This window comes from Lachnoclostridium sp. An118, from assembly GCF_002160985.1.
GTDB lineage: Bacteria > Bacillota > Clostridia > Lachnospirales > Lachnospiraceae > Claveliimonas > Claveliimonas stercoravium.
Map to the genome: position 1 here is coordinate 14,241 of NZ_NFLQ01000022.1, position 24,915 is coordinate 39,155.

The following is a 24,915-nucleotide window of genomic DNA, read 5'->3' on the forward strand; positions in this document are numbered from 1 at the left end:
AGATGTCAAGCATTCCTATCAGAAACTTGTATCACTTGACGGATGTCCTCATAACGGTAGCCTTTTCGCAGGAAATAGGCGCATAATTTCTGCTTTTCCGCAGGCGTGGCGCACCCGGGATCGAAGTGTTTTTTTTCTGCCAGGCGTCGTATCGCCTCCTTCGCATCGTCGCTGGTGTAGGCCTTTTCCAGCGCCTCCTCCGCCTGTTCTCTGGAAAGCCCTTTCCTCAGTAGGCAGGCCTGAAGCTCCGCCCTGCTCTTCTGTCCTTTACGGCTGTACACGATATGTTCTGCCAGGCGGCTGTCGTCCAGGTAGCCAAAGGACTTCACATAGGCAACGGCATTCTCCACAATGCCCGGGGAATACCCGCCCTCGGAGAGCTTCCTGCGCAGCGCCTCCTCTGACCGGTCGGAAATCTCCAGCAGCTTCATAGCCCGCAGCCTGGCCCTCTTTGTGAGCATCTCCCGGATATCGCCGTAGTCCTTCTCTGCCAGCTCCCGGCCTTCCCGGATATGATAGCGGGACAGCTCTCCCCTGTATAGTACAAAGGCGGGCTGTCCGTCAAGGTACACTCTGTATTTGGACTTTGACCCGAACAGGGCCTCTACCTGTGTGACTGTCATCCTCTACTCCTCTGTCCCGGCGCCGTCCTCCGCCTCATCTGCGCTCCCGTCGATATGGTAGTAGGCTCTCACCTTTGACTCCAGCTCCTCCATGACCTCGGGATGCTCGGTCAGATAGCTCTTGGCATTCTCTCTTCCCTGGCCGATCTTATCCCCGTTGTAGGCATACCATGCGCCGCTCTTGCTGACGAGATTGATGCCCGTCGCCAGGTCCAGTATATCGCCCTCACGGGAGATGCCTTTTCCGAACATGATATCGAACTCCGCCTCCTTGAAGGGCGGGGCGACCTTATTCTTCACGATCTTCACCCGCACATGGTTCCCGACAATCTCTCCGCCCTGCTTCAGGGTCTCTGTCCTTCTCACGTCCATTCTCACGGAAGCGTAAAATTTCAGCGCACGTCCTCCCGTGGTGGTCTCCGGATTTCCGAACATAACGCCCACCTTCTCGCGGAGCTGGTTGATAAAGATCACGACGCAGTTGGACTTGCTGATAACAGGCGTCAGCTTTCTCAGAGCCTGGGACATCAGCCTGGCCTGCAGCCCCACATGGCTGTCCCCCATGTCCCCCTCTATCTCCTGCCGGGGCACAAGAGCCGCCACAGAGTCAATGACGATGATATCCATCGCTCCGGAGCGCACCATCGTCTCTGCGATCTCAAGCGCCTGGTCCCCGCTGTCAGGCTGGGAAATGTAGAGCTCATCAATATCCACGCCGATATTCTTAGCGTACACCGGGTCGAGGGCATGCTCGGCATCGATAAAGCCCGCTATGCCGCCCCGCTTCTGCACCTCCGCTATCACATGCAGAGCCACTGTCGTCTTACCGCTGGACTCCGGGCCGTAAATCTCCACAACGCGGCCTCTGGGCACGCCTCCCAGTCCCAGCGCCAGATCCAGGCTCAGAGAACCTGTGGGGATGGTCTCCACGTGGACATGAGACTTGGGGTCGCCAAGCTTCATGACCGTGCCCTTTCCAAAATCCTTCTCCAGCTTCGCTATAGCCGCATCCAATGCCTTCTTCTTATCTTCACTAGCCATAATCTCTTTCTCCTTACCAAAATACGAACGGATGTTCGCTCCTATGTACAATATAGTAGTATAGTTGCCCTTAAATGTCAATAAACTTTTGTCTTTTTCTTTTCTGGTACCGTACCAGTCCTCTCCTGTCTTCTGTCCCGGGGATATGAGCCGCATGATCGAGCGCGGATGCGGCAGCACTGTACTGCCTGTTCAGAATTCGCCTTGCCGCCGGCAGGAACCTCCGGCTGAATTTCACACTCAGTATACCATAGCCCTATCCATATGTCAACTCTTTTCTCCTACTCAGCCCGTACAGGGCGGGCAGGTGCGGCGGAAACCCCCGCGCCCCCGCCCCGCCGCACTCAGTGGGAATTCAGCCAGGACTGCCAGGCCGAGACTGTCTCCGGTCCCATGCTGGCATCCTGTGTGACACCCAGAAAGGCCTGCATGTGGAGGACTGTGTCGCGCCCCGCCCAACCGTCCACGGCTGCGCCGAATTTTCTCTGCATGGCCCGGACCATATCTGAACCGGGGCCGTACCCGGTCTCCATGAACTGCCAGCAGCCCGGGTATGCCCCATAGAGATACCTCCGGTTGGACTCCGGCTGGAAGCTGACAGTCCCGTCCACCACTGTGCCAAAAAAGGACTGTGTCCTCCGGACCGTGGCCGGGCCGAAGGAACCGTCCACAGCCAGCTTCTCCGGAGCCGCCGGAGGCACTGTCACAGGGATGGAAGGGCCCTCTGCCCCGCCGCCCGGGTTGGCATACCGGTCCCAGGCCGCCCTGTCCATATAGGCGATATTCAGGTCAAGATTGCCGCCATAGCCGGCCAGCCGACCTGTTGAGCTGTACTGGTATACGGCCATTGCAGGAAAATCTCCGGTCCCGCCGTCATCTGTCCAGGGAGAGGACTGATAGCCCGTGGGGCTGCTGTCTGCATACTGGGCACACCAAAGTCCATAGTCCCCCGCGGCGACGCGGCTCCAGTCATAAGCCCTGCACACACTCTTGCTCATGTAGATCAGGGCCTTTACCCCTGTCAGCTCCCTCAAGCGCTCCAGAAAAGCCAGCGCATAGGCCGGCCCCTGCTCTACGGTGCCGCCCTCCCAGTCCAGGGCAAGCAGGGAAGTGCCCACATATCCTTTGATATTCTCGTAGAAGTACTCCGCCTCCGCCTTACCGGAGCTCCTGCCTGTAGCGTAGTGGTATACGCCTGTCTTTTTTCCCAGACCTGCCGCGGTCCGGATAAATCCATCGCAGTATCGGTCCACAAAGCCGGTCCCCTCCGTGGCCTTGCAGATGACAAAGTCAAAGGGAACACCGGCCAGGTCAATACCCGCCTGATGATTGCTGATATCGATGCCGTTCATGCTCATAGGATCAGCTCTCTTTTTATCTCGTCACTTTATCTTATGCTGTTTCGCCTGTTTTTGACAAACCGGGACAGTGGCTGACAGACAGAAAAAACAGCGGCTCCGGCCTTGCCCGCCGTCACCGCTGTCAGCTTTCCGAGGACCTGCCGGTCCATATGCACTACTCCAGCACAAGCTCATAGTTTCTCGTGGTAACCCCTGTCAGCCTGCCCTTGCCGTTGACCAGCACAGCCTTGAAGATGGTATTCCCCTCCGGCATGTCAATGGGTCCCGTATACTTTGTGGACTCCTCCGTCGGGTCACTCCTGTCTGTCGTGTAGTAGGCCGTATACCCCTCCGGCACCTGGATCACGATCTGTGTGGGCTGGTCGTACTGCCCCGTGGAAGGAGTCACTGCGGGGGCATCCTCCAGCGGGAACTCCACCGTGTACTCCTTTGTCACAGGGAGGCTGGGGATGCCGGCCTTATTCACGGAGATGGCAGAGACCGTGGTCGTCCCCTCCCCGATCTGGATGGGCTCTGCGTACTTCTGGCTGGACGTATCCGGCTCGCTGCCGTCCGTGGTGTAATAGATGGCCTCCCCGTCAGACTCTAAAGAGAGCTGCTGCACATCCTCGAAGACCTCGTTGTCATCCAGGCTGAAGACAGGCCCCTCCGACACGTACTCACTCAACTCACCACGCACGTCATCAGGGGCATCCTCCAGGATCGCGGACACCTCCTGTGGCTGCTCTGTATCCAGGTAAAACGCGATACAGGCCTCGTAGATGGGCACCTCGTCCGGATAGGACTCCAGGGCATCCAGGAACATCTGGTCCGCACTGTCCTCCTCATCCCTGGCAAGGTACACTTTAGCGAGGGCTGTGTATGCCTCTCCCCGCCTCGGCGCCTTCTGGATGGCTCTGTTATAATAGTCTGCGGCCCGGTCATAGCTTCCCTCGGAATAAGCTCTGTCTCCCTGACTGATCTGTCCTGCGTAGGAATTCCGGTACAGGAAAAAGACCGCAGCGGCTATGACCGCGATCAGGATGATAAGTCCGAGAAGGAGCCGCCTTCTCAGCTTCTTTTTTTTCTCTCTCTTTTTCTCTGCCATCCTGCGGCGTCTCTCCCGTTCAGGATCCACCGTCCCCGTCATGCGGGAGGTGCCGCCCCGCCTTCCGCCGCTCCCGGTGCTGCGGGAAACTCGTCCGGTCCCCTGCCCGCGGGATATATGTCCGGTCCCCTGCCCGCGGGAGGATCTTCCTCCCGCGGCGGATGTATTTCTCAGGGTCCTTGTCTCCTCTTTCCTCCGCTCCGCTCTCTGCCCTTCTCCCCTGCGCAGATCCGAAGTGTAGGATTTCTCATAGTCGTAATCGTCCAGAGGCCTTTCGCCTCCGTCTATCCCTCCCTTTACCTGGGCTGCCAGGACATCGTCGAGAGGATTATAGTCAGGCACGATGCGTATCTCGTTCCCGCACCTCTTACAGTATAACTGGCCGTCTGGTATCTCGCATCCGCAGTTCGTGCATCTCATCGTCCGATACCCCCTATTATCATGCCGCTTTCCCTCTGGGGCATTTTCTATCTCTCCTTAAAACAATCCTGTGATGTGCCCGTCCTCTGAGACGTCGATCCCGTTGGCCGCAGGTACCCTCGGAAGCCCCGGCATGGTCATGACAGCGCCTGTGAGCGCAACCACAAATCCGGCGCCCGCATTTACATACACTTCCCTGATGTGGATGTCAAAATCCGCAGGGCGGCCCAGCCTTGTGGCGTCGTCAGACAGGGAGTACTGGTTCTTCGCCATGCAGACAGGCAGATTGCCAAAGCCCATGCCCTCTATCTTGGCCAGCTGCTTTTCCGCCGCCGGCTCGTAGACCACGCCTCTCGCGCCGTATATTTCTTTTGAGATGGCCTCGATCTTGGCTTTCAGGCAGAGGTCATCTTCGTACAGTGTATGGAAATGGCTCTCCCTGCTCTCCAGAGTGTCAAGGACCTTCTCGGCCAGGGCAATGCCGCCCTCACCGCCCTTCTCCCAGACCTCTGACAGGGCGAACTCGCATCCTCTCTCCTCGCAGAAGCTGCGGACATAGGCAATCTCCGCCTCTGTGTCTGTGACAAAGGAGTTGAGCGTCACTATGACAGGTACATCATATTTCTGTACATTTTCTATATGCTTCTCAAGATTTACAATTCCTTTTGCGAGGGCTTCCACGTTCTCCTGGGAGAGCTGATCCTTCGCAACTCCTCCATTATACTTCAAAGCGCGGACGGTTGCAACTAAAACTACTGCATCCGGCTTAAAACCTGCCATGCGGCACTTGATATCCATGAATTTTTCAGCTCCCAGGTCCGCGCCGAAGCCCGCCTCTGTGATCGTGATATCGCTCAGCTTCAGGGCCATCCTTGTAGCCCGCACGCTGTTGCATCCGTGGGCAATGTTGGCGAAGGGGCCGCCGTGCACCAGAGCCGGTGTGTGCTCCAGCGTCTGGATGAGGTTGGGCTTGATAGCGTCCTTCAGGAGGGCTGCCATGGCTCCCGTGGCGTGAAGGTCATCTGCGGTCACCGGCTCACCCTTGAAATTGTAGGCCACGATGATCCTGCCCAGTCTCTCCTTCAGGTCTCTGATATCGTCCGCCAGACAGAGGATCGCCATGATCTCGGAGGCAACAGTGATGACAAAGTGGTCCTCTCTGACCATGCCGTCGGCCTTTCTGCCAAGCCCGATGACGATGTTCCGAAGGCTCCTGTCGTTCATGTCCAGGCACCGCTTCCAGACAACCTGTCTCGGATCGATGCCCAGCTCATTTCCCTGCTGGATATGGTTGTCCAGAAGGGCTGCCAGCAGATTGTTGGCGGAGGTGATGGCATGGAAATCCCCCGTAAAGTGCAGGTTCAGGTCCTCCATGGGGACTACCTGGGCATAGCCGCCCCCGGCCGCTCCCCCTTTGATGCCGAAGCAGGGGCCAAGGGAGGGCTCCCTGAGGGCGATGATAGCCTTCCGCCCCAGCTTTGCCATGGCCTGCCCCAGCCCCACGGTGGTAGTCGTCTTCCCCTCTCCGGCGGGAGTGGGGTTGATGGCTGTCACAAGGACCAGCTTCCCGTCCTCTCTGTCCTTGATGTCCTCCCAGAGCTCATCGGAGAGCTTTGCCTTGTACTTTCCGTAGAATTCCAGGTCCTCCTCCGGGATGCCGATGGAGGCGGCCACGTCCCTGATGTGCATCATTTCTGCTTCCTGTGCGATCTGAATATCTGATTTCATACTGTCCATTCCTTTCCTTTTGTATTTTATTTTCAAAGACGCTCCCGCGTCTTCTCTCACATGCTTTCTTCCAGGTACTTCTCGAACTCCTCCATGGTCATCAGCACCTTCCTGGGCTTTGTCCCCTCCTCAGGACCCACAACTCCGGCCTCGCAGAGCTGGTCCATAATGCGGGCTGCCCGGTTGAAACCGATCCGGAACATGCGCTGCAGCATGCCGATGGAGGCCTTCTCCTTCTCTATGATGAATTTCCCTGCCTCGGCAAAGTAGGCATCCCTTCCGCCGCTGTCGCCGGACGCCTCGCCGGCGGTGCCGCTTCCAAGCCCGGAGGCGGTGGAGTTGACCTCGCTGACGATCTCCTCGCTGTAGGAGGCCTCGCCGTTCTGCTTCTTCAGGTATTCCACCACAGCCTGGACCTCCTTGTCAGAGACGAAAGCCCCCTGGACACGGGCCGGCTTCTGGTAGCCGGAGGGATAAAAGAGCATATCTCCCTTGCCCAGCAGCTTCTCCGCTCCGTTCATGTCTATGATGGTCCGCGAGTCCACACCCGAGGTGACGGAAAAGGCAATCCTGGAGGGCATGTTTGCCTTGATAAGGCCCGTGATAACGTTCACGGACGGCCTCTGGGTAGCCACCACCAGGTGGATGCCAGCCGCTCTGGCAAGCTGGGCCAGACGGCAGATAGCCTCCTCCACCTCGCCGGGAGCCACCATCATCAGGTCCGCCAGCTCGTCCACGATGATGACGATCTGGGGCATCTTCCCTGGCTTACCCTCCCTCTCCCCGGGAGTCATGCTCTCGGTCTTCTCGTTAAAGCCCTTGATGTCCCTGACGTTGTATTTGGCGAACAGCTCGTACCGCTTCATCATCTCCGCCACGGCCCAGTTCAGGGCGCCGGCCGCCTTCTTCGGGTCTGTCACCACCGGGATCATAAGGTGGGGGATACCATTGTAGACGCTCAGCTCCACCACCTTGGGGTCTATCATGATGAGCTTTACATCCTCCGGCGAGGCCTTGTAGAGGATGCTGATGATCATGGTGTTGATGCAGACGGATTTTCCCGACCCGGTAGCTCCCGCCACCAGAAGGTGGGGCATCCTGGCGATGTCCGCCACTACCGGCTTGCCGGCAATGTCCCGGCCCGCCGCAAAGGCGATGGCTGAAGAGCTGTTTTTAAATTCTCCTGACTCCAGCAGGTCCCGCAGGTGGACCACCGCATTCTCCTTGTTGGGCACCTCGATGCCCACAGCCGCCTTTCCCGGGATGGGGGCCTCGATGCGGATGTCCGCCGCTGCCAGGTTCAGCTTGATGTCGTCCGTGAGCCCCACGATCTTGCTGACCTTCACTCCCTGCTCGGGCTGCAGCTCATACCGGGTCACGGCAGGGCCGCAACTGACATTTGTGATGGTCACGTTGACGCCGAAATTGTGGAGCGTCTCCTGCAGCTTCCTGGCTGTCTCCCGCAGATGGGCATCCGAGTCTCCCCCCGCCTTTTTCCCCTTTGTCAGAAGGGAGAGGGGAGGTATCCTGTACTCCTTTCTGGGAACCGCTTCCGCCCGGGCTGCCATCTCTCCCACCTGGGCTGCCTCCATGGCCACGGCCTCGGCCCCCAGCCTGGTCTTGCGGGACTTCTTCTCCTCCGCGTCCTCCACGGGGGCATCGCTCTCTTCCGGCTCCTCCTCCGGCACCTGCGCCCGGTTGATGACAAAGCCGGGCTCCTCCGGAGCCGACACGTCTGATCCGTCCTCCCTGTCCTCCCCGGCTGAGGACAGCTCCTCCACGCCAGGGGCGGTGAGCTCCTGCACATCCGGTGACTTTCCTCTCTCACCCAGAGTGGTGTCAAAGGAGACGCCGGACACATGCCGGTCTTTGCGCTTTCCTCTGGCTTTTTCTTCCTTTTCCAGAGCCTGCGCCTCCTTCTTCGCTTCTTCCAGCTCCTTTTCCGCCTCCTTCCGGCGGATGAGCCTCCTTGTCTCGGCCAGCTCCCTGCGCCTGGCGGCGTCCTCCCTGGCTCTTCCATATGCCTCCGTGCCTCTCTCCCTCACGCCCTTAATGGCGGATTTCCCGGTGATGATGACTGCGCAGACGATCATCAGGATCACAACCACCACATAGGTGCCCGCGGTCCCTATGGAGGGCACGAGGATTCCTGTCACCGCTCCCCCGAGCAGTCCTCCCTCCTCCAGGAGGAGCTCGAGAAAGGTAGTGATAAGGACAAACAGCAGGATGGCCGCCCCCGCTTTAACATAGGCCGCCCTGTTGCCCCTGTTGGATATGAGAAATGTCACCGTTCCAAACAGCAGGAAGGGGACAAGATATGTACTGTACCCGAAAAGGTCCGCCAGAAGGGCTGACACCGCGTTTCCGGCTGCCCCTCCGAGCCCGAAGGCACTGAGCAGGAGAAGGATGCTCACCGCCAGCGTCAGCCAGATGACGATCTCATCTGCCACAAAGCTCTGCTGAGCGCCGGTCTTCTTTCTCCCCGACTTTCTTTTTCTTCTTCCGGTCCCTGACCTAGATGCCATTTTATTTCCCCCTTATTGTTGTTTCTTCTCTGTAAGTAATGCCGCAGGCCGTCCCCCCTGCCGCTGGCCCGCCGCAGAAAAAGCCGGGCCGCGCTTTCAGGCGGCCGACTATATAAGCATACACAGTACTAGTATATCATTTCCACAAAAAACTGTCATCAGCAATTTTCACGGTTTCATCTGCCGGAGCGTCTCTCATCTATCATCTCATGCAGTTTTCCCAGGGCGTCAGAGAGCCCTCCCACCTGGTCAATGAGCCCCTCTCTCACTGCCTCCTCCCCCTCCAGGAGCGTCCCCACATCCTTCACCAGCTGGGTGGGATCGAGCATCAGCTCCTCAATCCTCTCCCGGCTCATGTGGGAGTGCCTGGCAAGAAACCCTGTGATGCGGTCCTGGGTCCTCTCCATGTTCCGGAAGCTCTGCATGACACCGATGAACATGCCGTTGGACCTTACCGGATGGATGATCATGGTGCCGCTGGGCACGATAAAGGAGTAGTCCGCCGCCACGGCCAGGGGCCCGCCGATGGAGTGGCTTCCCCCCAGCACCAGGGATACGGTGGGCTTGCTCAGGGAGGCGATCACCTCCGCGATGGAGAGTCCCGCCTCCACATCTCCTCCCAGTGTGTTCAGGAGGATGAGCAGTCCGTCGATGCAGGAACTGTCCTCTATCTCCGCCAGCATGGGAAGCAGATGCTCATATTTTGTGGCCTTGGTGTTCCCCGACACCGACTCATGCCCCTCTATCTCTCCTATGATGGTGATGAGCTTGATCCTGTGGGGATCTTCGTCTTTCCCGCCCCCCTCCTCCAGGTCCATCGTGCCCATCTCCCTGATTTCTTCCTGTTTCTCCTCCTGGCTCTTCCCCGGTCCACTTTCCTGTCTCTTCATCTCCATAAAAAAGCACCTCCATAGTGTTAGTATGGAAGTGCCTCTGGTTTTTTATGCATTAAATCTGTGCGAGAGCCTGCTCGATATCCGCAATGATGTCATCCGCGTTCTCGATCCCCACACTGAAGCGGATCAGCTCAGGCTGCACGCCGGCCTCCCGAAGCTCTTGGTCGTTCATCTGCCTGTGGGTGTGGCTTGCCGGGTGAAGGACACAGGTCCTTGCGTCCGCCACATGGGTCACGATGGCCGCCAGCTTCAGATGGTCCATCATCTTCTCCGCCGCGCTCCTTCCGCCCTTCAGTCCGAACGTGATGACACCGCAGGTGCCGCCGGGCATATATTTCCGGGCCAGCTCATAGTAGGGGTCCCCGTCCAGGGAGGGGCAGTGTACCCAGTCCACCTTCTCGTGTCCCTGCAGGTAGCGGGCCACCTTCAGGGCGTTCTCGCAGTGTCTGGGCATGCGCAGGTGCAGTGTCTCCAGTCCGATGTTCAGGAGGAACGCGTTCTGGGGAGACTGGATGGAGCCCAGGTCCCTCATGAGCTGGGCCGTCGCCTTTGTGATGTAGGCTCCCTTTCCGAATTTCTGCGTATACACGATGCCGTGGTATGTCTCGTCCGGCGTGGTGAGTCCCGGGAATTTCTCCGCATGGGCCTCCCAGTCAAAGTTTCCGCTGTCAATGATGGCGCCGCCCACGCAGGAAGCATGTCCGTCCATATACTTTGTGGTAGAGTGTGTCACAATGTCCGCTCCCCACTCAAAGGGCCTGCAATTGATAGGAGTCGCAAATGTATTGTCCACAATGAGCGGAACTCCGTGGGCGTGGGCCGCCTTTGCGAACTTCTCAATGTCAAGGACAACAAGAGCCGGGTTGGCGATCGTCTCTCCAAAGACGGCCTTCGTATTATCCTGGAACGCTGCGTTCAGCTCCTCCTCGCTACAGTCCGGGTCCACGAAGGTGGCTTCCACTCCCATCTTCCTGATCGTGTGGGCGTACAGGTTGTATGTACCTCCGTAGAGGGCGGATGCGCACACGATGTGGTCGCCCTGCTGGGCAATGTTCATGACAGCGTAGAAGCTGGCTGCCTGTCCGGAGGAGGTCAGCATGCCCGCGTATCCTCCCTCCAGGTCACAGATCTTGGCCGCCACGGCATCGTTGGTTGGGTTCTGGAGGCGTGTGTAGAAATAGCCTGATTCCTCCAGGTCAAAAAGCCGCCCCATCTGCTCGCTTGTCTCATATTTGAATGTCGTGCTCTGATAAATGGGAAGAACTCTCGGCTCCCCGTTCTTCGGTGTGTATCCGGACTGGATACACTTTGTCTCTATCCTGTAATCGCTCATGTTTCCTTCCTTTCCCGTTCCTCTATGAGAACAGATATTTTTTCTCCAGGTCCTCCACCATGGACGCGTACACCCTTCTGCACTCCTCCAGCCTGTCCGCCTGGATCAGCTCGATGCAGCGCCTCAGATAGGAGCTGTATATGTCGTCGTATATCCGTGCCGCATCAGCCTGCCTGTTGATGCGGTTAACGATAGTGGGAGCCACATTGTAGTACTCCTCCACGATCCTCTCCCCCTCCTTCGAGGAAGTCAGGTAATGGTCTCTGTAGTCCCGCAGGAGGTTCAGCTCATAGCAGTCGTCCCCCTGGTCCCTGCTGGCACAGACAGCAGTAGTAATGTAACAGGGATGGGACTTAAAGCCGTCTTTCAGGCTCTCAAAATCAGAGCGGCTTATCTTCATTGTCACCGGGGGCTCGTTCCACCTCTCCACCATCCGGTCGATGATCCTGCTGCAGTACTCATTTTTATCATAGCCCAGCACGGGAATGACAAAGGTCACCATAGCCATATTGTAGTCGATCATCAGTCCCTCTCTCTTGTTTTTGCTCTTCACGCTCCCCAACTGACTGTGAGCGTAATCCGGGATGGCGCCTGCCAGCGCCTCCACCGCCTGCTCCTCGTCCTCAGCCTGCTTGCAGGCCTCGCTCAAGGCCGCCACGAGCTCTCTGTTCTTCTCCCAGCATTTCGCAAAGGCATCCGCATAGAGCTTTCTTTTAAAAAACTGGCGGTAGTCCTGCATCTCCACAAAAAAATCGATCAGCTTCTGCTGTAATGCTTCCAGTTCCATAGTATATCCCGCCTACATATCCCAGTTGTGGTAGACATCCTGCACATCGTCATCATCATCCAGCAGGTCCAGTGTCTTCTGGATGTTCTGGATGTCCTTCTCGTCAGAGAGCTCCACCCATGTCTGAGGGATCATGGTCACCTCTGCCTGGGCCATAGGGATTCCCGCCTCCTCCAGGGCGAGGCGCACGCCGCTGAAGTCATCCGGATCCGTGATGATCTCATAGCTGTCCTCCTCCTCGGCGAAGTCCTCGGCGCCCGCATCCAGAGCCTGCATCATCAGCTCGTCCGGGTCTCCCTCGTACTCTTCTTTTGCCACAAGGATCTGTCCCTTTCTGTCAAACATGAAGGACACGCACCCCGGGGTCCCCACGTTTCCGCTGCCCTTTGTAAATGCGCTCTTTACGTTGGAGGCGGTACGGTTCTTGTTGTCCGTCAGCGTCTCCACGATGATGGCCGTGCCGCCGGGGCCGTAGCCCTCGTATGTAATGTGCTCATAGTTGGAAGCGTCCGCGTCTCCTGCCGCCTTCTTTATATTTCTCTCAATGGTGTCGTTGGGCATGTTGTTGGCCTTCGCCTTGGCGATCACATCCCGCAGCCTGCTGTTGTTGGCCGGGTCCGCGCTTCCGCCCTCCTTGATGGCAACCACGAGCTCCTTTCCTATCTTTGTAAATATCTTTCCTTTTGCCGCGTCATTTTTCTCTTTCTTATGTTTGATATTGGCAAACTTTGAATGTCCTGACATTTTTCTCTCTCCTTGTATCTTCTATATTCACACTTTTTTTATTCTATCACTCCCCGTCTATTTTTTCAATCCTGACTGACTGGATGGCGTTGTTATCAACCTTCAGCACAGTAAATCTGTATCCCTCAGACTCCACCACGCAGTGCTCGTCCTCCCCGGGGATCCGGTCAAGCTGCCCGGTCAGGAAGCCGTTTAAGGTCTCGTACTCCTCTGTGTCCAGAGAAATGCCCAGCAGGTCCTCCAGGTCCTCCAGGTCCGCAAAGCCGCTTGCTGTCACCGAGCCGTCCGCCTGTCTGACAATAGTCTCCTCCTCCTCGTCGTACTCGTCCAGGATGTTGCCCATGATCTCCTCCAGGATATCCTCCATGGCCACCAGCCCTGATGTCTGGCCGTACTCGTCCAGCACGATGACCACATGCTTCTTTTTCGCCTGCATCTCCTTAAAGAGAGTGTCGATGCTCTTGGACTCCGGTATAAAGGTGACCGGACGTATGTACTCCTTCAGCTCACTGACCGGCTTATCCCGCAGCTCCTCGTTCATGTAGCAGACCATAGCCTCCCTAAGGTGCATGGTGCCGATGATCTCATCGATATCCTCATGGTAAATGGGGAAGCGGGAGTGGTTCTCCTCCAGCATGAACTTCAGCGCATCCTCCAGCGTCTCCTCCCCGTCAATGGCCACGATGTCTCTTCTGTGGGTCATGATGTCCCTGGCATCCTTGTCCATATACCGGAAAATATTCCGGATGAGCTCCGTGGCCTCCTGGCCAAGCTCAGGCTTTTCCCTCAGGTCCTCATCCTCCTGAAACATCTGCTTCATCCTCTGAAACAAGCTTCCTTCTTCCATAATCTCTCCTCTATCGCTCCTTTTTCGTGTCTATGTATGAAGCTCAAAGCTGATCCTGAGCGCTTCATCTACCTTATCCATCAGTTCTCTGTCCAGGTGACAGACCATATCCTTCAGTCTCCGCTTGTCGATAGTGCGGATCTGCTCCAGCAGGATGACCGAGTTCTTTACGATCCGGTATCTGCGGGCGTCAATCTCCACATGGGTGGGCAGCTTTGCCTTATTCATGCGGGATGTGATAGCCGCACAGATGACTGTGGGGCTGTGTCTGTTCCCGACATTGTTCTGTATGATCAGCACCGGGCGGACGCCGCCCTGCTCAGACCCCACAACGGGGCTTAAATCTGCATAATATATATCACCGCGTTTTACCTGCACTTTTTGTCACACTCCGATTTACTCAAGATACTGATAGTATTTCCATCTTTCTCGGATGTATTCCAAAACAGTGCGCGGATGCTATTCGAAATAGTCCATCTGCTCTGCGACCTGACCGCCGCGGATGTATTCCCTGGGCACGCGTTTGTTGATATCACAGACAAACTCGTAATTGAACCGGCCGGACAGGTTCGCCAGGGTGTCTACTGAAACCACGGCACCGCTCTCCTCCCCTGCCAGGATGATCCGGTCCCCGAACTGTACGTCCTCTATGTCCGTTGCGTCCACCATGAACTGGTCCATGCACACACGCCCCAGTATGGGGGCCTTTTTCCCGTGTATCAGCACATACCCTTTGTTTGACAGGCTTCTCGGATAGCCGTCGCCGTATCCCACGGGCACTGTGACGATCTTTGTCCTGCGGTCTGTGACATAGGTCCCGCCGTAGCTGACACTGGTCCCCGGCTCCACCCATTTCACGTGGGATACATGGCTTATGAGCTCCAGGGCCGGCCTTAAGGGCACAAGGTCCTTCTGCACCTCCCCGGAGGGGTAGAGCCCGTACATGGCAATGCCGGCCCGCACAAGGTCCATGGCAGCCTCCGGCATATCGATGATGCCGGCGCTGTTGGAGCAGTGACAGAATCTGAAGGTGACGCCCCTGTCCGCGAGCCGGGATCTCATCCACAGATATTTTTCCATCTGCCCCCGGGTAAATGATTTATCCGTCTCGTCAGCCTTGGAAAAATGGGTGAACATTCCCTCTGCCTCCACACCGGGAAGCCTGGTGATCTGGGCAATAGTGTCCGCATTCGCCTCGTTGATGAGAAACCCAAGCCTGGACATGCCTGTGTCCAGCTTGACGTGGATGTAGGCGGTCTTCCCAAGCCTCTGAGCCCTCTCGGAAACGTCCTTTGCCATCTCCCGGGTATAACAGGTCATTCGTATCTCCTGCATGATCATATCATCCCTCTGCTCCGGGAACGTGCATCCCAGCACAAGGATGGGCTTTCGTATCCCCTTTTTCCTGAGCAGAGCCGCCTCATCGGGAGTGGCGGCGGCGTAGCCCCAGATATAGTCCTTCTCCTCCATCACAAGCCTTGCGATCTGGGCTGCCCCGTGACCGTAGCCGTCCATCTTGATGACGCCGATCATCTTCGTGTCAGAGGGGATCCTTCTACGCATCATCTCCAGATTGTATTCGACTGCATCCAGGTCTATCCTGGCACATATCCTGGTGTACTTCTTCATGCTCTATCCCTCCAGTCTTTTCAATACCGCTCCCAACGCGTCTGTCAGGTCTCTTGCCAGCACACTGTATGCGCCCTTCTCCTCCCGGGCCGCGTCCCCCGCAAGCCCGTGCAGGTAAACGCCCAGCACAGCGCCGTCAAAGCAGGGCATTCCCTGCGCCAGGAGCCCTGTAATGACTCCCGCCAGCACATCGCCGCTGCCGGCCTTTGCCATGGCCGCGTTCCCTGAGAGATTCACAAAGGGATGCTCCCCCTGCCTGCACACGCAGGTCCTGGCATCCTTCAGCACGCAGGTGACCCGGTTCTCCCCCGTGAACTGTGACAGGATCTCCATCCTGTCCCTCTGGAGCTCCTCCACAGTCCGCCGGACGATCCTGGACATCTCCTTCATGTGGGGGGTGAAGACGAAATTTTCATGGGGCAGCCTGTCAAGATAGCGGCTGTGCTCCGCCAGCAGGTTCAGTCCGTCCGCGTCCACCACACAGGGGACATGCACGTTCTCCAGCGTTGTCTGCAGGATGCGCCTTGACTTGTCACTGGTCCCCAGGCCGGACCCGATGCTGACCACGTCCGCCCAGTCGAGGAGACGAAGGAGCTCCCGCTCGTCAAAGAAGTCGTAGCAGCGGATGATGGCCTCCGGCAGCAGGGTCTGCAGGATGGTCCGGTTTTCCTCCGGCGTGTAGATCTGTACAAGCCCCGCCCCTGTCCTGTAGGCAGCCAGGGCAGCCAGGTAAGCGGCTCCCGCCATTCCCCGGCTCCCCGCAATGATAAGGGCCTTCCCGTAATCCCCCTTGTGGGAGTTGGGGCGTCTTCCGGGGAGCATGCCCCTTGCATCCTTCTCCTCCAGGGCGTAGGCCACCTCCCTGTCACCTTCCAGCCCCGATACATCCACGCCGATATCCGCGACCACCACCTCTCCGGCGTAATCCCGTCCCGGATAGAGGACACATCCCAGCTTGGCGCACTGGAAGCTCACTGTCAGGTCCGCTTTAAAAGCACTTGTGGCCACTTCCCCGGTGGTGGTAGAGACGCCTGAGGGCACATCCACCGCCAGCTTTACGCCGCCGGACCGGTTCATGGCCTGGATGCAGGCGAGATAGCCTCCCTCCACCCGGCGGCTCAAGCCGGCTCCAAAAACAGCGTCTATCAGTATACTATATTCTCCTTCTTCAAAAGAGTTTCCCACGACGCCCCCGGCCTCTCTGAAAAGCTCGATCTGGCGCAGCGTCTCCTCTGTGCAGTGTTCCGGATTGCCCGCCATCACCGCGGTCACGCGGGCCCCCTTCTCAAGCAGCAGCCTTGCGATGGCAAAGCCGTCTCCCCCGTTGTTGCCGGATCCGCACACCACGCAGACACGGGACAGGTCAAAGCCTCTGTCCAGCACTGTCTCCACAAAGGTGCGGGCCGCCCGCTCCATCAGTATCAGCGACGGGATTTTTTTCTCCCGTATCGTATAGCTGTCCGCCGCCTTCATCTGTCTTCCATCCGGTAAAAATAGCATAATATCACCTTCCTTCCCCAGGGCGTGAGCAGGACCTGCCGGTCGCCGCATCGCAGCAACACAAAAGACGTGTAAAGAAGGCCTGCCTTACACACGCCGGCTTTACACGTCACAAAGTCCTGTTACTTCTCTGATTTTTTCTGTTCCTCATTGTATCGGCTGATATTGTAGGACAGCCGCATCAGGCTCTCTGACAGGTGGACATTTTCAACGATCACATCATCCGGAAGATTAAGATCCGTATGCGCAAAGTTCCATATTGCCTTCACTCCGTACGCCACCAGCTGGTTGGCAACCTCAATCGCCTTTGTCTTCGGGATTGTCAGAATACCGATCTCTATGTCATTGTTCTTAACAAAGTCCTCCAGCTCGTCCATCATATGGATGGGAACGCCCCGGATCGTCATTCCTTTTAATGTGGGATTGACATCAAAGATTCCTTTGAGTACAAATCCCCGCTTTTCAAACGCCGCGTAATTCGCCAATGCGTGTCCGAGATTACCGGCCCCGATGATGATCATGTCATGGTCCTCTTCAAGGCCAAGTATCTTTCCTATCTCCGTATAGAGATATTTTACATTATATCCATACCCCTGCTGGCCGAAGCCGCCGAAGTTGTTCAGGTCCTGCCGTATCTGGGATGCTGTCACATGCATTTTTTTGCTGAGATCGTTGGAGGAAATGCGCTCCACACCATTTTCCAGCAGCTCTCCTAAATAGCGGTAATATCTGGGAAGTCTACGTATGACTGCCTGCGAAATTTCTCTGCCTTCCACTTTATCCACCTTCCATTTCAGTTTCTCAGATTTATTATATAGAATTGTCACAGCAAAGTCAATTTATTGTTCTCAAAAGTTCCTCAAATCGACCCGGGCGGCCTTTCTGGAAATTGACATGCCGCAGGTTCCCCGATATAATAGTTAAGGCTGTAAAATGCACGGTTTTGCGCAGGAGGTACAACATGATACTGGCATGTCACAATATAGAAAAGGCATTCGGGGAGGAGGTCATCGTGCGTGACGGCTCCTTCCACATTGAAGACCATGAAAAGGCGGCCCTTGTTGGCATCAACGGGGCCGGGAAATCCACCATTTTAAAAATGATCGTCGGGGAGCTCCCAGCGGACAGCGGCTCGGTCACCCTGGCAAAGGGCCGCACCCTGGGGTATCTGGCACAGCACCAGGACCTGACAGGGGGGAACACCATATACGAGGAGGTGAAGACCGCCAAGGCGCGGATCATTTCCATCGAGAGCGAGATACGGCAGATAGAAAGGGACCTCCCCACTCTCCAGGGGGAGGCGCTGACAGAGCGGCTGAACACCTACCACCGCCTCACAGAGCAGTTTGAGAGGGAGAACGGCTACGCCTATGAGAGTGAGATCACCGGCGTACTGAAGGGCCTGGGCTTCGGGGAGGAGGATTTCACCAAGGCCGTTGACACCCTCTCCGGAGGCCAGAAAACCCGGGTCTCTCTGGGAAAGCTGCTCCTCACCAGACCGGACGTGCTGCTCCTTGACGAGCCCACCAACCATCTGGACCTAAACTCCATCTCCTGGCTGGAGACATATCTCCTGAACTATCCGGGCGCTGTGCTCATCGTGTCCCACGATCGGTATTTCCTGAACCGGGTGGTGACAAAGGTGATCGAGATCGAGCAGGGGCGGCTCACCACATATCTGGGAAATTACACTGCCTATGCAGAGAAGAAAAAGCAGGTCCGGGAGGCCCGCCTGAAGGAGTACATGAACCAGCAGCAGGAGATACGCCACCAGGAGGCAGTCATCGAGAAGCTCCGCTCCTTCAACCGGGAAAAATCCATCAAGCGGGCAGAGAGCAGGGAAAAGCTGCTGGACAAGATGGAGCGGATCGAGAAGCCGGCTGAGCTGAAGACGGATATCCACCTGACGCTGGAACCCTCCTGCGTCAGCGGGAACGATGTCCTCTCGGTAGAGCACCTGAGCAAAGCCTTCCCGGACCAGACTCTCTTTACCGACGTGAGCTTTGACATCCGCCGGGGCGAGCACGTGGCTGTCATCGGGGACAACGGCACGGGAAAGACCACACTCCTCAAGATCCTGAACGATGTGCTCCCTGCGGACAGCGGCTGCTTCACTCTGGGGGCCAATGTGCATGTGGGCTACTACGACCAGGAGCACCATGTGCTCCATATGGACAAGACTGTATTTGAGGAAATCTCGGATGACTACCCCGACCTGACGGGCACCCGGATACGCAACATGCTGGCCGCCTTCCTCTTTACCGGGGACGATGTGTTCAAGCGCATCGGAGACTTGAGCGGCGGGGAGAGGGGACGTGTGTCACTGGCAAAGCTGATGCTCTCGGAGGCCAACTTTCTGATCCTTGACGAGCCCACCAACCATCTGGATATCGCCTCAAAGGAGATACTGGAAAACGCTCTCAACAATTACACCGGCACGGTCCTCTACGTGTCACACGACCGGTATTTCATCAATCAGACGGCCACCCGCATCCTGGAGCTGGTGAACCGCACCTTTGTCAACTACATCGGCAACTACGACTACTACCTGGAAAAACGCGAGGAGCTGACTGCCGCCTACGCGGCCCCCTCTCCCGCCTCAGCCAAAGACCAGCGGCCCGCAGCCGAGACCGTATCTGAGGCCAAGCTGAGCTGGCAGGAGCAGAAGGAGGCGCAGGCCAGGGAGCGCAAGAGACAGAGCGACCTGAAAAAGACGGAGGAGCTCATCACCAGCCTGGAGGAGCGGGATGCGCAGATTGACGAGCTCATGGCCACGGAGGAGGTGTACACCAACTCGGTGAAATGCCAGGAGCTGGCGAAAGAAAAGGCGGACATAGCCTCCCGCCTGGAGGAACTGTATGAAAAATGGGAGGAGCTTGCGTAAGGCAGGCTCCTCCCTCTTTTTCTGTCACTGTCACAATATTTTCTTCTTTTTGAATATCAGGATACAGACGATGATAACGACCAGGCTCAGCACGATAACACCAGGATAACCGTTTTTCAGCTCCGGCATATTCTGAAAGTTCATGCCATACCAGCCGGTGATCAGCGTCAGCGGGAAAAAGATGGTGGACAGGACTGTGAGGAACTGCATATTGCTGTTCTGTCTCGCATCCACCTGTGCCTGGTACACGTCCCGCACCTGCTGGGCGTACTCCAGCAGGTGGGAGGTGCGGCTCATGAGCCGGTCTGCCCGGTCTGAAAGAGTCCCGAAGTATTTGAGCTGCTTCTTGGCGAAAAAGCCGTTCTCATTCTCCTCCAGCTCCCGCCCCATGTCCATCATCTCGTCGTAGTAGCTGCGCAGGTTCAGGAGCTTTCTCCTGATAGGCATCAGCTCCTGCTGGAATTTCTCGATCTTCCCCTGCATGGCGTCCTCCTCCATGTGCATCAGCGTCTTCTCATACTGCAGCAGGAGCTCCTGGTCCCTGCTCATGAACTCGGCTATGTAGTTGTAGATAAACCGCTCCTTTGTCTCTCCCTGATGGGTCTTTTTCCTCTTGATCCTGCGGATCAGGCGCATGGAGAAATCCTCGTCATCCACAAGGACAACATGGTTCTGGTTGATAAAAAAATATATCCGGTAGCGGCTCCCCAGCACGTCCAGCAGCTTGGGGATGCACAGAGTGCCCGCCAGGCACTCCTGCTGCGTCTCCAGCTTGCAGAAGCCGATCTGTCCAAGCTGTATATCATTTTCATACTGGATTCCCGCCATGTCGAGAACCCGCCTGGAATTCCGGGAGTCGGTGAGGAAGACCGCGGGGCACTGCTCCTGCCTCCACGCTTCCTCGTCCATCTTTTCCATCCTCTCTCCCATCTTCCATATCATGCTTCTCAACACCTTTTCTATCTATACTCTGCTTTTTCCGCCTTCTGCGCCAGGGCTCTCCCCTCTTTTGCGCTACGCTCTTCCCGCCTTCTCATAGGCCTCCTGGTAAAAGTACTCCTGGGAGTTCAAAGGCTCCGCACCGGGCTCCGGGGATACATGCCTGTACTCCCCGTCGCTGCAGGCCTCTCTCGCCTTCTGGTTGTCCCCCAGCATAGTATCAAAGATGGACTGCAGCCGCTGCTTTAAATCCTCCTGCAGGACAGGGGCAGCCACCTCCACCCTGCGGACCGTATTCCTTGTCATAAAGTCCGCGGAGGCGATGTAGTACTTCGCCCTCTCGCCGCGGCCAAAGATGTATATCCTGGAGTGCTCCAGGAACCTGCCCACAATGCTGATGATACGGATGTTCTCCGTGCGTCCCTCCACGCCCGGGATGAGGCAGGCAATGCCCCGGATGATCATGTCGACCTTCACGCCCGCGCAGGAGGCCTCAATGAGCTTGTCGATGATCTTCTTGTCTGTCAGGGAATTGAGCTTCAGTCCGATGTAGGCATCCTCCCCGTTCTGCGCCCGGCTTATCTCCCCGTCGATCATATCCAGCACTCTGTTCTGGAGGCACTTGGGCGCTACGAGGAGCTTGTCTGACCGCTCCACTACCTCTCCCTTTGAGAGAGCCTGGAACACGGCCGAGGCCTCCAGCCCGATGTCCACATTTGCCGTCATCAGGGACAGGTCCGTGTAGAGCCGGGATGTCTTCTCATTGTAGTTCCCGGTCCCGATCTGGGTGATGTATTCCACCCGGCCCTCCGCTTTTCTGGTGATGAGGCAGAGCTTGGAGTGGACCTTGCATCCCTCCAGTCCGTATATCACCTGGCAGCCGGCCGCCTCCAGGCGCCTGGACCACTCAATGTTGTTTTCCTCGTCAAAGCGGGCCCGCAGCTCCACAAGCACCACTACCTCCTTGCCGTTCTCAGCCGCCTCGATAAGGGCCTCCACCACCTTGCTCTGTTTCGCCAGCCGGTAAAGAGTCATTTTGATGGAGATGACGTTCTCGTCCTCGGACGCCTCGCTGAGGAGGCGCAGGAAGGGGCGGATGGACTCGTACGGGTAGGAGAGCATTTTGTCCTCCTCCTTTATCTGCTCTATGAGGCTCCTCCCTTCCTGGAGCGAAGGTGACTTCTGAGGCACTCTCTTCTCGTAGAAGAGCTCGGGGTTTTTCCGCAGGATATCCTGTATCTGGAAGACAAAGGACAGGTCCAGAGGAGCCTGGCTGCGGAACACATGGGTGGAATCAAGGTCCAGGTATTTGCAGAGTGTCTCTACCACATCGCCGTCCATCTCCCTTGAGAGCTCCAGTCGGACGGGGGAGAGCTTCTTTCTCCTCTTGATCAAATCTGCCATGAACTCGCGGTAATCCAGGTCCTCGTCGTAGAGGGCGTCTGCGTCGATATCCGCATTCCTTGTCACCCGTATCAGAGATTTAGCCTTGATCTGATATCCGTTGAAGACACGGGGGATGTAGTGGAGTATGAGCTCCTCCGCCAGCATGTAGCTTCCCTCCTGCCCCCGCACGGGGATCAGTCTCTCCACCATATTATTGGTACAGGGTATGATGCCAAGTCTCTCCTTCCTGTTTTTTGTCTCAAGGACAGCCACCGCGTAAATCTCCTTGTTGCGCAGGAAGGGGAAAGGCTGTCTCTTTCCTACGACTGTGGGGGAGATCAAGGGAGCTATCTCCATCTGGAAAAACCTGGACAGGCTGTCCTTCTCCTCGTCAGAGAGGCGTCCGAAGTCTGTCAGGCGCACGCCATAGGGCTCCAGCTTTTCCATCAGTGTGTTGTACGCCCTGTCTCTTCTCCCGCTGAGCTCCCTCACTTTTTTCAGGATCTCGGTAATCTGCTCCCCGGGGGTCATGTTTGTCTTATTGTCCCGTATCTTCTTCCCCAGCAGCATCTGGTCCTGCAGGGACCCTACGCGGACCATAAAAAACTCATCCAGATTGCTCTGATAGATGGACGCAAAGCTGAGCCGTTCGCACAGGGGCACCCTCTCATCCTCGGCCTCCTCCAGCACGCGCTCGTTGAATTTCAGCCAGGAGAGCTCTCTGTTCATAAAGACCTGTTTCTTTTCCTTATTTTTTTCCATAGTATCCTCCTTGATCAATCTTCTTCTGCATCCGCCCACCGGGCAGTGTCTCCTCTGTAGATATCCGCCAGCGTGCCAGCCGCCACATCCTCAAGGGGATTGGATGCCTGCACGATGATGCGGATACCGTCCTTTGCCACCGGGACCGGCTCCAGCACATCTCTCTCGTAGTCGTACAGCTCCCGGGAAACCATGGCCATATCACAGTCTCCTGTCAGGGTGTCAGTGATCCCCTGGGAGGAATCCGAGGCCGTCACCTGGATGTCCGCATTGGGGTTGGCCTCCTCGTATGCCTCCGCCAGAGCCTCCACCACCGGAGCCAGGCTGGTGGAGCCGTGGATCCGAAGCGTTCCCGACGGCTGGGACGAGAGGAACACTTCCTTTCCCTCCTCTGCCGGCACAAAGAACTCTCCCACGATTTCCTGCCCCTTTCCTGTCACATAGGTCAGGAAATCCTCCTTCAGGGCATTCTGGTCATCCTGGCTGGCAAGGTAGAGCGTGCGGTCCAGCGGATACTGTCCGCTCCCGATCGTCTGCTCGTCCGCCTGCACTCCGTCCACGGACAGCTCCTTCACATCCTCATTTCCGGAAATATCTGTTCCCCAGCTCACATAGCCGACAGCGCTCTTATCACCGGCCACCGCTGAGACCACCTCCTCGCCGGAGGTCACTGTCTCCGCAGCCTCCGAAATGTAGTCCTGATCGTCCACGCCCTCCTCGCTAAGACCCAGCGTCTGGGCAAAGCTGCTCCGGGTGCCGGACCCGCTCTCTCTCGTGATCACCTTGATCTCTCCCAGGGCTTCCAGCTCCTCATCCATCCCATCGCCCGCCGGCTCACTGCCGCCGCAGGCCATAAGGAGGCAGGCCGCCCCCGCTGCCGCCGCAAAACATTTCCACTTTTTCATTCGCATACATTCCTGTCCTTTTTATAATACATATTCTTCCCTATTATAAATGGTTTTGATGAATTTGTAATCCGAATTTATGTTAAATCTATGTAAAATCAATTCCAGCTACATAAAATCCTCTCTGGTCGTTTCAATTGTATCCGCTTCCCCTAAAATAAAACTTATTGCCTAAATAGTGTTACCGGCTGCATGCGCCGGAGGCGCAGCAGCCGGTAATTGTTCGTGTATGCTGACACAATTTTGCACCAGTTACATTAATTGGGGACGTAATACTTCTGCAAAGTATTACGTCCCCAATTAAACTACGCCAGCTTTTCTGCAATTGCCAGAATAAACTCTTCGCTGTTGAGCACAGTGGGGTTCTCCAGCGTGGTGATCAGCGCCAGGTCCTTCGTCATCTTGCCCTCCTCGATGGTGTCGATGGTAGCCTTCTCCAGCTTATCAGCAAATTCCATAAGCTCCTTGTTACCGTCCAGCTCGCCGCGCTTTCTCAGTGCGCCGGTCCATGCAAAGATAGTGGCCACGGAGTTGGTGGATGTCTCCTCGCCCTTCAGGTGCTTGTAGTAGTGGCGCTGCACCGTTCCGTGGGCCGCCTCGTACTCGTAATACCCCTCCGGGGAGACGAGCACGGAAGTCATCATGGCCAGGGAGCCGAAGGCGGAAGATACCATATCGCTCATGACATCCCCGTCATAGTTCTTGCAGGCCCAGATGTAGCCGCCCTCGGATTTCATGACCCGGGCCACCGCGTCGTCGATGAGGGTGTAGAAGTACACGATGCCCGCCTTCTCAAATCTCTCAGCGTACTCTTTATCGTAGATCTCCTGGAAAATATCCTTGAATGTGTGGTCATACTTTTTGGAGATAGTGTCCTTTGTGGCAAACCACAGGTCCTGCTTTGTGTCCAGGGCATAATTGAAGCAGCTCCTTGCAAAGCTTGCGATGGAGTCGTTCACATTGTGCATGCCCTGCACGATGCCTGCTCCTGTGAAATCATGCACAAGCTCTCTCTCCTCGTGTCCGTCCTCTGCCGTGTAGACAAGCTCCACCTTGCCGGCTCCCGGAATCTTCATCTCGGTTCCCTTGTACACATCCCCGTAGGCGTGCCTTGCGATGGTGATGGGCTTCTTCCAGTTCTTCACGCAGGGCTCGATCCCCTTCACAACGATGGGAGCCCGGAACACGGTTCCGTCCAGGATGGCACGGATGGTCCCGTTGGGGCTCTTCCACATTTCCTTTAAATCATACTCGGTCATGCGGGCCGCGTTGGGCGTGATCGTGGCACATTTTACAGCCACCTTGTATTTCTTTGTAGCGTTTGCGGAGTCAATAGTCACCTGGTCGTTTGTCTCATTGCGGTGCTCCAGTCCCAGGTCGTAGTACTCTGTGTTGAGTTCGATAAACGGCTCCAGAAGGTGCTCTTTGATCATCTTCCAGAGGATCCTTGTCATCTCGTCTCCGTCCATCTCTACGATCGGGGTGGTCATCTTGATCTTTTCCATGTTCGTATTCTCC

Annotated in this window: 20 protein-coding genes; 1 reads left to right on the plus strand and 19 read right to left on the minus strand. The window is 56.7% G+C overall.

The features are described from left to right. Positions 1-5: 5 nt before the first annotated feature. The 15 genes from B5E62_RS14690 to B5E62_RS14760 form a co-directional block, all read right to left on the minus strand. The gene (locus B5E62_RS14690; protein ID WP_087175275.1) at positions 6-623 is read right to left on the minus strand and encodes a regulatory protein RecX; all 618 of its coding nucleotides are present in this window, start codon (positions 621-623) and stop codon (positions 6-8) included. Between the two features lie 3 nt (positions 624-626). Then, on the minus strand, positions 627-1,664 hold the full coding sequence (gene recA, locus B5E62_RS14695; RefSeq protein ID WP_087175276.1) for a recombinase RecA: 1,038 nt from the start codon (positions 1,662-1,664) through the stop codon (positions 627-629). 344 nt (positions 1,665-2,008) lie between these two features. After that, positions 2,009-3,022, minus strand: a complete 1,014-nt coding sequence (locus tag B5E62_RS14700) for a GH25 family lysozyme (RefSeq protein WP_087175277.1) — start codon at positions 3,020-3,022, stop codon at positions 2,009-2,011. A 157-nt stretch (positions 3,023-3,179) separates the two neighbouring features. Then, positions 3,180-4,532 carry a chitobiase/beta-hexosaminidase C-terminal domain-containing protein gene (locus B5E62_RS14705; protein WP_087175278.1) on the minus strand — a complete coding sequence of 451 codons (1,353 nt, stop codon included), beginning with the start codon at positions 4,530-4,532 and terminating at the stop codon, positions 3,180-3,182. A gap of 57 nt (positions 4,533-4,589) precedes the next feature. Continuing rightward, the gene (locus B5E62_RS14710; protein WP_087175302.1) at positions 4,590-6,260 is read right to left on the minus strand and encodes a formate--tetrahydrofolate ligase; all 1,671 of its coding nucleotides are present in this window, start codon (positions 6,258-6,260) and stop codon (positions 4,590-4,592) included. 56 nt (positions 6,261-6,316) lie between these two features. Beyond that, on the minus strand, positions 6,317-8,785 hold the full coding sequence (locus B5E62_RS14715) for an FtsK/SpoIIIE family DNA translocase (protein ID WP_087175279.1): 2,469 nt from the start codon (positions 8,783-8,785) through the stop codon (positions 6,317-6,319). A 176-nt stretch (positions 8,786-8,961) separates the two neighbouring features. Next, positions 8,962-9,681: a ClpP family protease gene (locus B5E62_RS14720; RefSeq protein WP_087175280.1), complete on the minus strand. Its 720-nt coding sequence runs from the start codon at positions 9,679-9,681 to the stop codon at positions 8,962-8,964. Positions 9,682-9,733: 52 nt separating this feature from the next. Then, on the minus strand, positions 9,734-11,014 hold the full coding sequence (locus B5E62_RS14725) for an O-acetylhomoserine aminocarboxypropyltransferase/cysteine synthase family protein (protein WP_087175281.1): 1,281 nt from the start codon (positions 11,012-11,014) through the stop codon (positions 9,734-9,736). 22 nt (positions 11,015-11,036) lie between these two features. Further along, positions 11,037-11,801 carry a CFI-box-CTERM domain-containing protein gene (locus tag B5E62_RS14730; protein WP_087175282.1) on the minus strand — a complete coding sequence of 255 codons (765 nt, stop codon included), beginning with the start codon at positions 11,799-11,801 and terminating at the stop codon, positions 11,037-11,039. A gap of 12 nt (positions 11,802-11,813) precedes the next feature. Beyond that, a complete protein-coding gene (locus B5E62_RS14735) occupies positions 11,814-12,545 on the minus strand; it encodes a YebC/PmpR family DNA-binding transcriptional regulator (protein WP_087175283.1) in 732 nt (243 codons plus the stop codon). Positions 12,546-12,591: 46 nt separating this feature from the next. Then, positions 12,592-13,392 (minus strand): hemolysin family protein, encoded by an 801-nt coding sequence (locus B5E62_RS14740; protein ID WP_087175284.1) that lies wholly within the window; start codon positions 13,390-13,392, stop codon positions 12,592-12,594. Positions 13,393-13,422: 30 nt separating this feature from the next. After that, on the minus strand, positions 13,423-13,770 hold the full coding sequence (locus B5E62_RS14745; RefSeq protein WP_087175285.1) for a type II toxin-antitoxin system PemK/MazF family toxin: 348 nt from the start codon (positions 13,768-13,770) through the stop codon (positions 13,423-13,425). Between the two features lie 81 nt (positions 13,771-13,851). After that, positions 13,852-15,021 carry an alanine racemase gene (gene alr / locus B5E62_RS14750; RefSeq protein WP_087175286.1) on the minus strand — a complete coding sequence of 390 codons (1,170 nt, stop codon included), beginning with the start codon at positions 15,019-15,021 and terminating at the stop codon, positions 13,852-13,854. Positions 15,022-15,024: 3 nt separating this feature from the next. Further along, positions 15,025-16,521 (minus strand): NAD(P)H-hydrate dehydratase, encoded by a 1,497-nt coding sequence (locus B5E62_RS14755; RefSeq protein ID WP_087175287.1) that lies wholly within the window; start codon positions 16,519-16,521, stop codon positions 15,025-15,027. 122 nt (positions 16,522-16,643) lie between these two features. Then, complete coding sequence (locus B5E62_RS14760; protein ID WP_087175288.1) at positions 16,644-17,297, minus strand: redox-sensing transcriptional repressor Rex; 654 nt, start codon at positions 17,295-17,297, stop codon at positions 16,644-16,646. 185 nt (positions 17,298-17,482) lie between these two features. Between B5E62_RS14760 and B5E62_RS14765 the strand changes: the two genes are divergently transcribed. Continuing rightward, positions 17,483-19,405 (plus strand): ABC-F family ATP-binding cassette domain-containing protein, encoded by a 1,923-nt coding sequence (locus B5E62_RS14765; protein ID WP_087175289.1) that lies wholly within the window; start codon positions 17,483-17,485, stop codon positions 19,403-19,405. A gap of 30 nt (positions 19,406-19,435) precedes the next feature. Here the strand turns inward: B5E62_RS14765 and B5E62_RS14770 are convergent, their stop codons facing one another. The 4 genes from B5E62_RS14770 to B5E62_RS14785 all read right to left on the minus strand — a co-directional run bounded on the left by B5E62_RS14770 (position 19,436) and on the right by B5E62_RS14785 (position 24,902). Further along, positions 19,436-20,347: a magnesium transporter CorA family protein gene (locus B5E62_RS14770; RefSeq protein WP_087175290.1), complete on the minus strand. Its 912-nt coding sequence runs from the start codon at positions 20,345-20,347 to the stop codon at positions 19,436-19,438. 72 nt (positions 20,348-20,419) lie between these two features. Beyond that, entirely contained in the window at positions 20,420-22,492 is a 2,073-nt protein-coding gene (gene ppk1 / locus B5E62_RS14775; RefSeq protein ID WP_087175303.1) for a polyphosphate kinase 1, read from the minus strand. A 14-nt stretch (positions 22,493-22,506) separates the two neighbouring features. Further along, the gene (locus B5E62_RS14780) at positions 22,507-23,397 is read right to left on the minus strand and encodes a substrate-binding domain-containing protein (RefSeq protein ID WP_162610322.1); all 891 of its coding nucleotides are present in this window, start codon (positions 23,395-23,397) and stop codon (positions 22,507-22,509) included. Positions 23,398-23,702: 305 nt separating this feature from the next. Further along, on the minus strand, positions 23,703-24,902 hold the full coding sequence (locus B5E62_RS14785) for an NADP-dependent isocitrate dehydrogenase (RefSeq protein ID WP_087175292.1): 1,200 nt from the start codon (positions 24,900-24,902) through the stop codon (positions 23,703-23,705). Between the last annotated feature and the right edge of the window lie 13 nt (positions 24,903-24,915).

Excerpts from the sequence above, each read along its gene's own strand:
- B5E62_RS14765 (WP_087175289.1), top strand. The coding sequence starts at position 17,483 with ATGATACTGGCATGTCACAATATAGAAAAGGCATTCGGGGAGGAGGTC.
- B5E62_RS14785 (WP_087175292.1), bottom strand. The coding sequence starts at position 24,902 with ATGGAAAAGATCAAGATGACCACCCCGATCGTAGAGATGGACGGAGAC.
- recA (WP_087175276.1), bottom strand. The coding sequence starts at position 1,664 with ATGGCTAGTGAAGATAAGAAGAAGGCATTGGATGCGGCTATAGCGAAG.
- B5E62_RS14700 (WP_087175277.1), bottom strand. The coding sequence starts at position 3,022 with ATGAGCATGAACGGCATCGATATCAGCAATCATCAGGCGGGTATTGAC.
- B5E62_RS14770 (WP_087175290.1), bottom strand. The coding sequence starts at position 20,347 with ATGATATGGAAGATGGGAGAGAGGATGGAAAAGATGGACGAGGAAGCG.
- B5E62_RS14705 (WP_087175278.1), bottom strand. The coding sequence starts at position 4,532 with ATGAGATGCACGAACTGCGGATGCGAGATACCAGACGGCCAGTTATAC.
- B5E62_RS14710 (WP_087175302.1), bottom strand. The coding sequence starts at position 6,260 with ATGAAATCAGATATTCAGATCGCACAGGAAGCAGAAATGATGCACATC.
- B5E62_RS14715 (WP_087175279.1), bottom strand. The coding sequence starts at position 8,785 with ATGGCATCTAGGTCAGGGACCGGAAGAAGAAAAAGAAAGTCGGGGAGA.
- B5E62_RS14730 (WP_087175282.1), bottom strand. The coding sequence starts at position 11,801 with ATGGAACTGGAAGCATTACAGCAGAAGCTGATCGATTTTTTTGTGGAG.
- ppk1 (WP_087175303.1), bottom strand. The coding sequence starts at position 22,492 with ATGGAAAAAAATAAGGAAAAGAAACAGGTCTTTATGAACAGAGAGCTC.
- B5E62_RS14725 (WP_087175281.1), bottom strand. The coding sequence starts at position 11,014 with ATGAGCGATTACAGGATAGAGACAAAGTGTATCCAGTCCGGATACACA.
- B5E62_RS14755 (WP_087175287.1), bottom strand. The coding sequence starts at position 16,521 with ATGCTATTTTTACCGGATGGAAGACAGATGAAGGCGGCGGACAGCTAT.
- B5E62_RS14720 (WP_087175280.1), bottom strand. The coding sequence starts at position 9,681 with ATGGAGATGAAGAGACAGGAAAGTGGACCGGGGAAGAGCCAGGAGGAG.
- alr (WP_087175286.1), bottom strand. The coding sequence starts at position 15,021 with ATGAAGAAGTACACCAGGATATGTGCCAGGATAGACCTGGATGCAGTC.
- B5E62_RS14740 (WP_087175284.1), bottom strand. The coding sequence starts at position 13,392 with ATGGAAGAAGGAAGCTTGTTTCAGAGGATGAAGCAGATGTTTCAGGAG.
- B5E62_RS14735 (WP_087175283.1), bottom strand. The coding sequence starts at position 12,545 with ATGTCAGGACATTCAAAGTTTGCCAATATCAAACATAAGAAAGAGAAA.
- B5E62_RS14690 (WP_087175275.1), bottom strand. The coding sequence starts at position 623 with ATGACAGTCACACAGGTAGAGGCCCTGTTCGGGTCAAAGTCCAAATAC.
- B5E62_RS14780 (WP_162610322.1), bottom strand. The coding sequence starts at position 23,397 with ATGAAAAAGTGGAAATGTTTTGCGGCGGCAGCGGGGGCGGCCTGCCTC.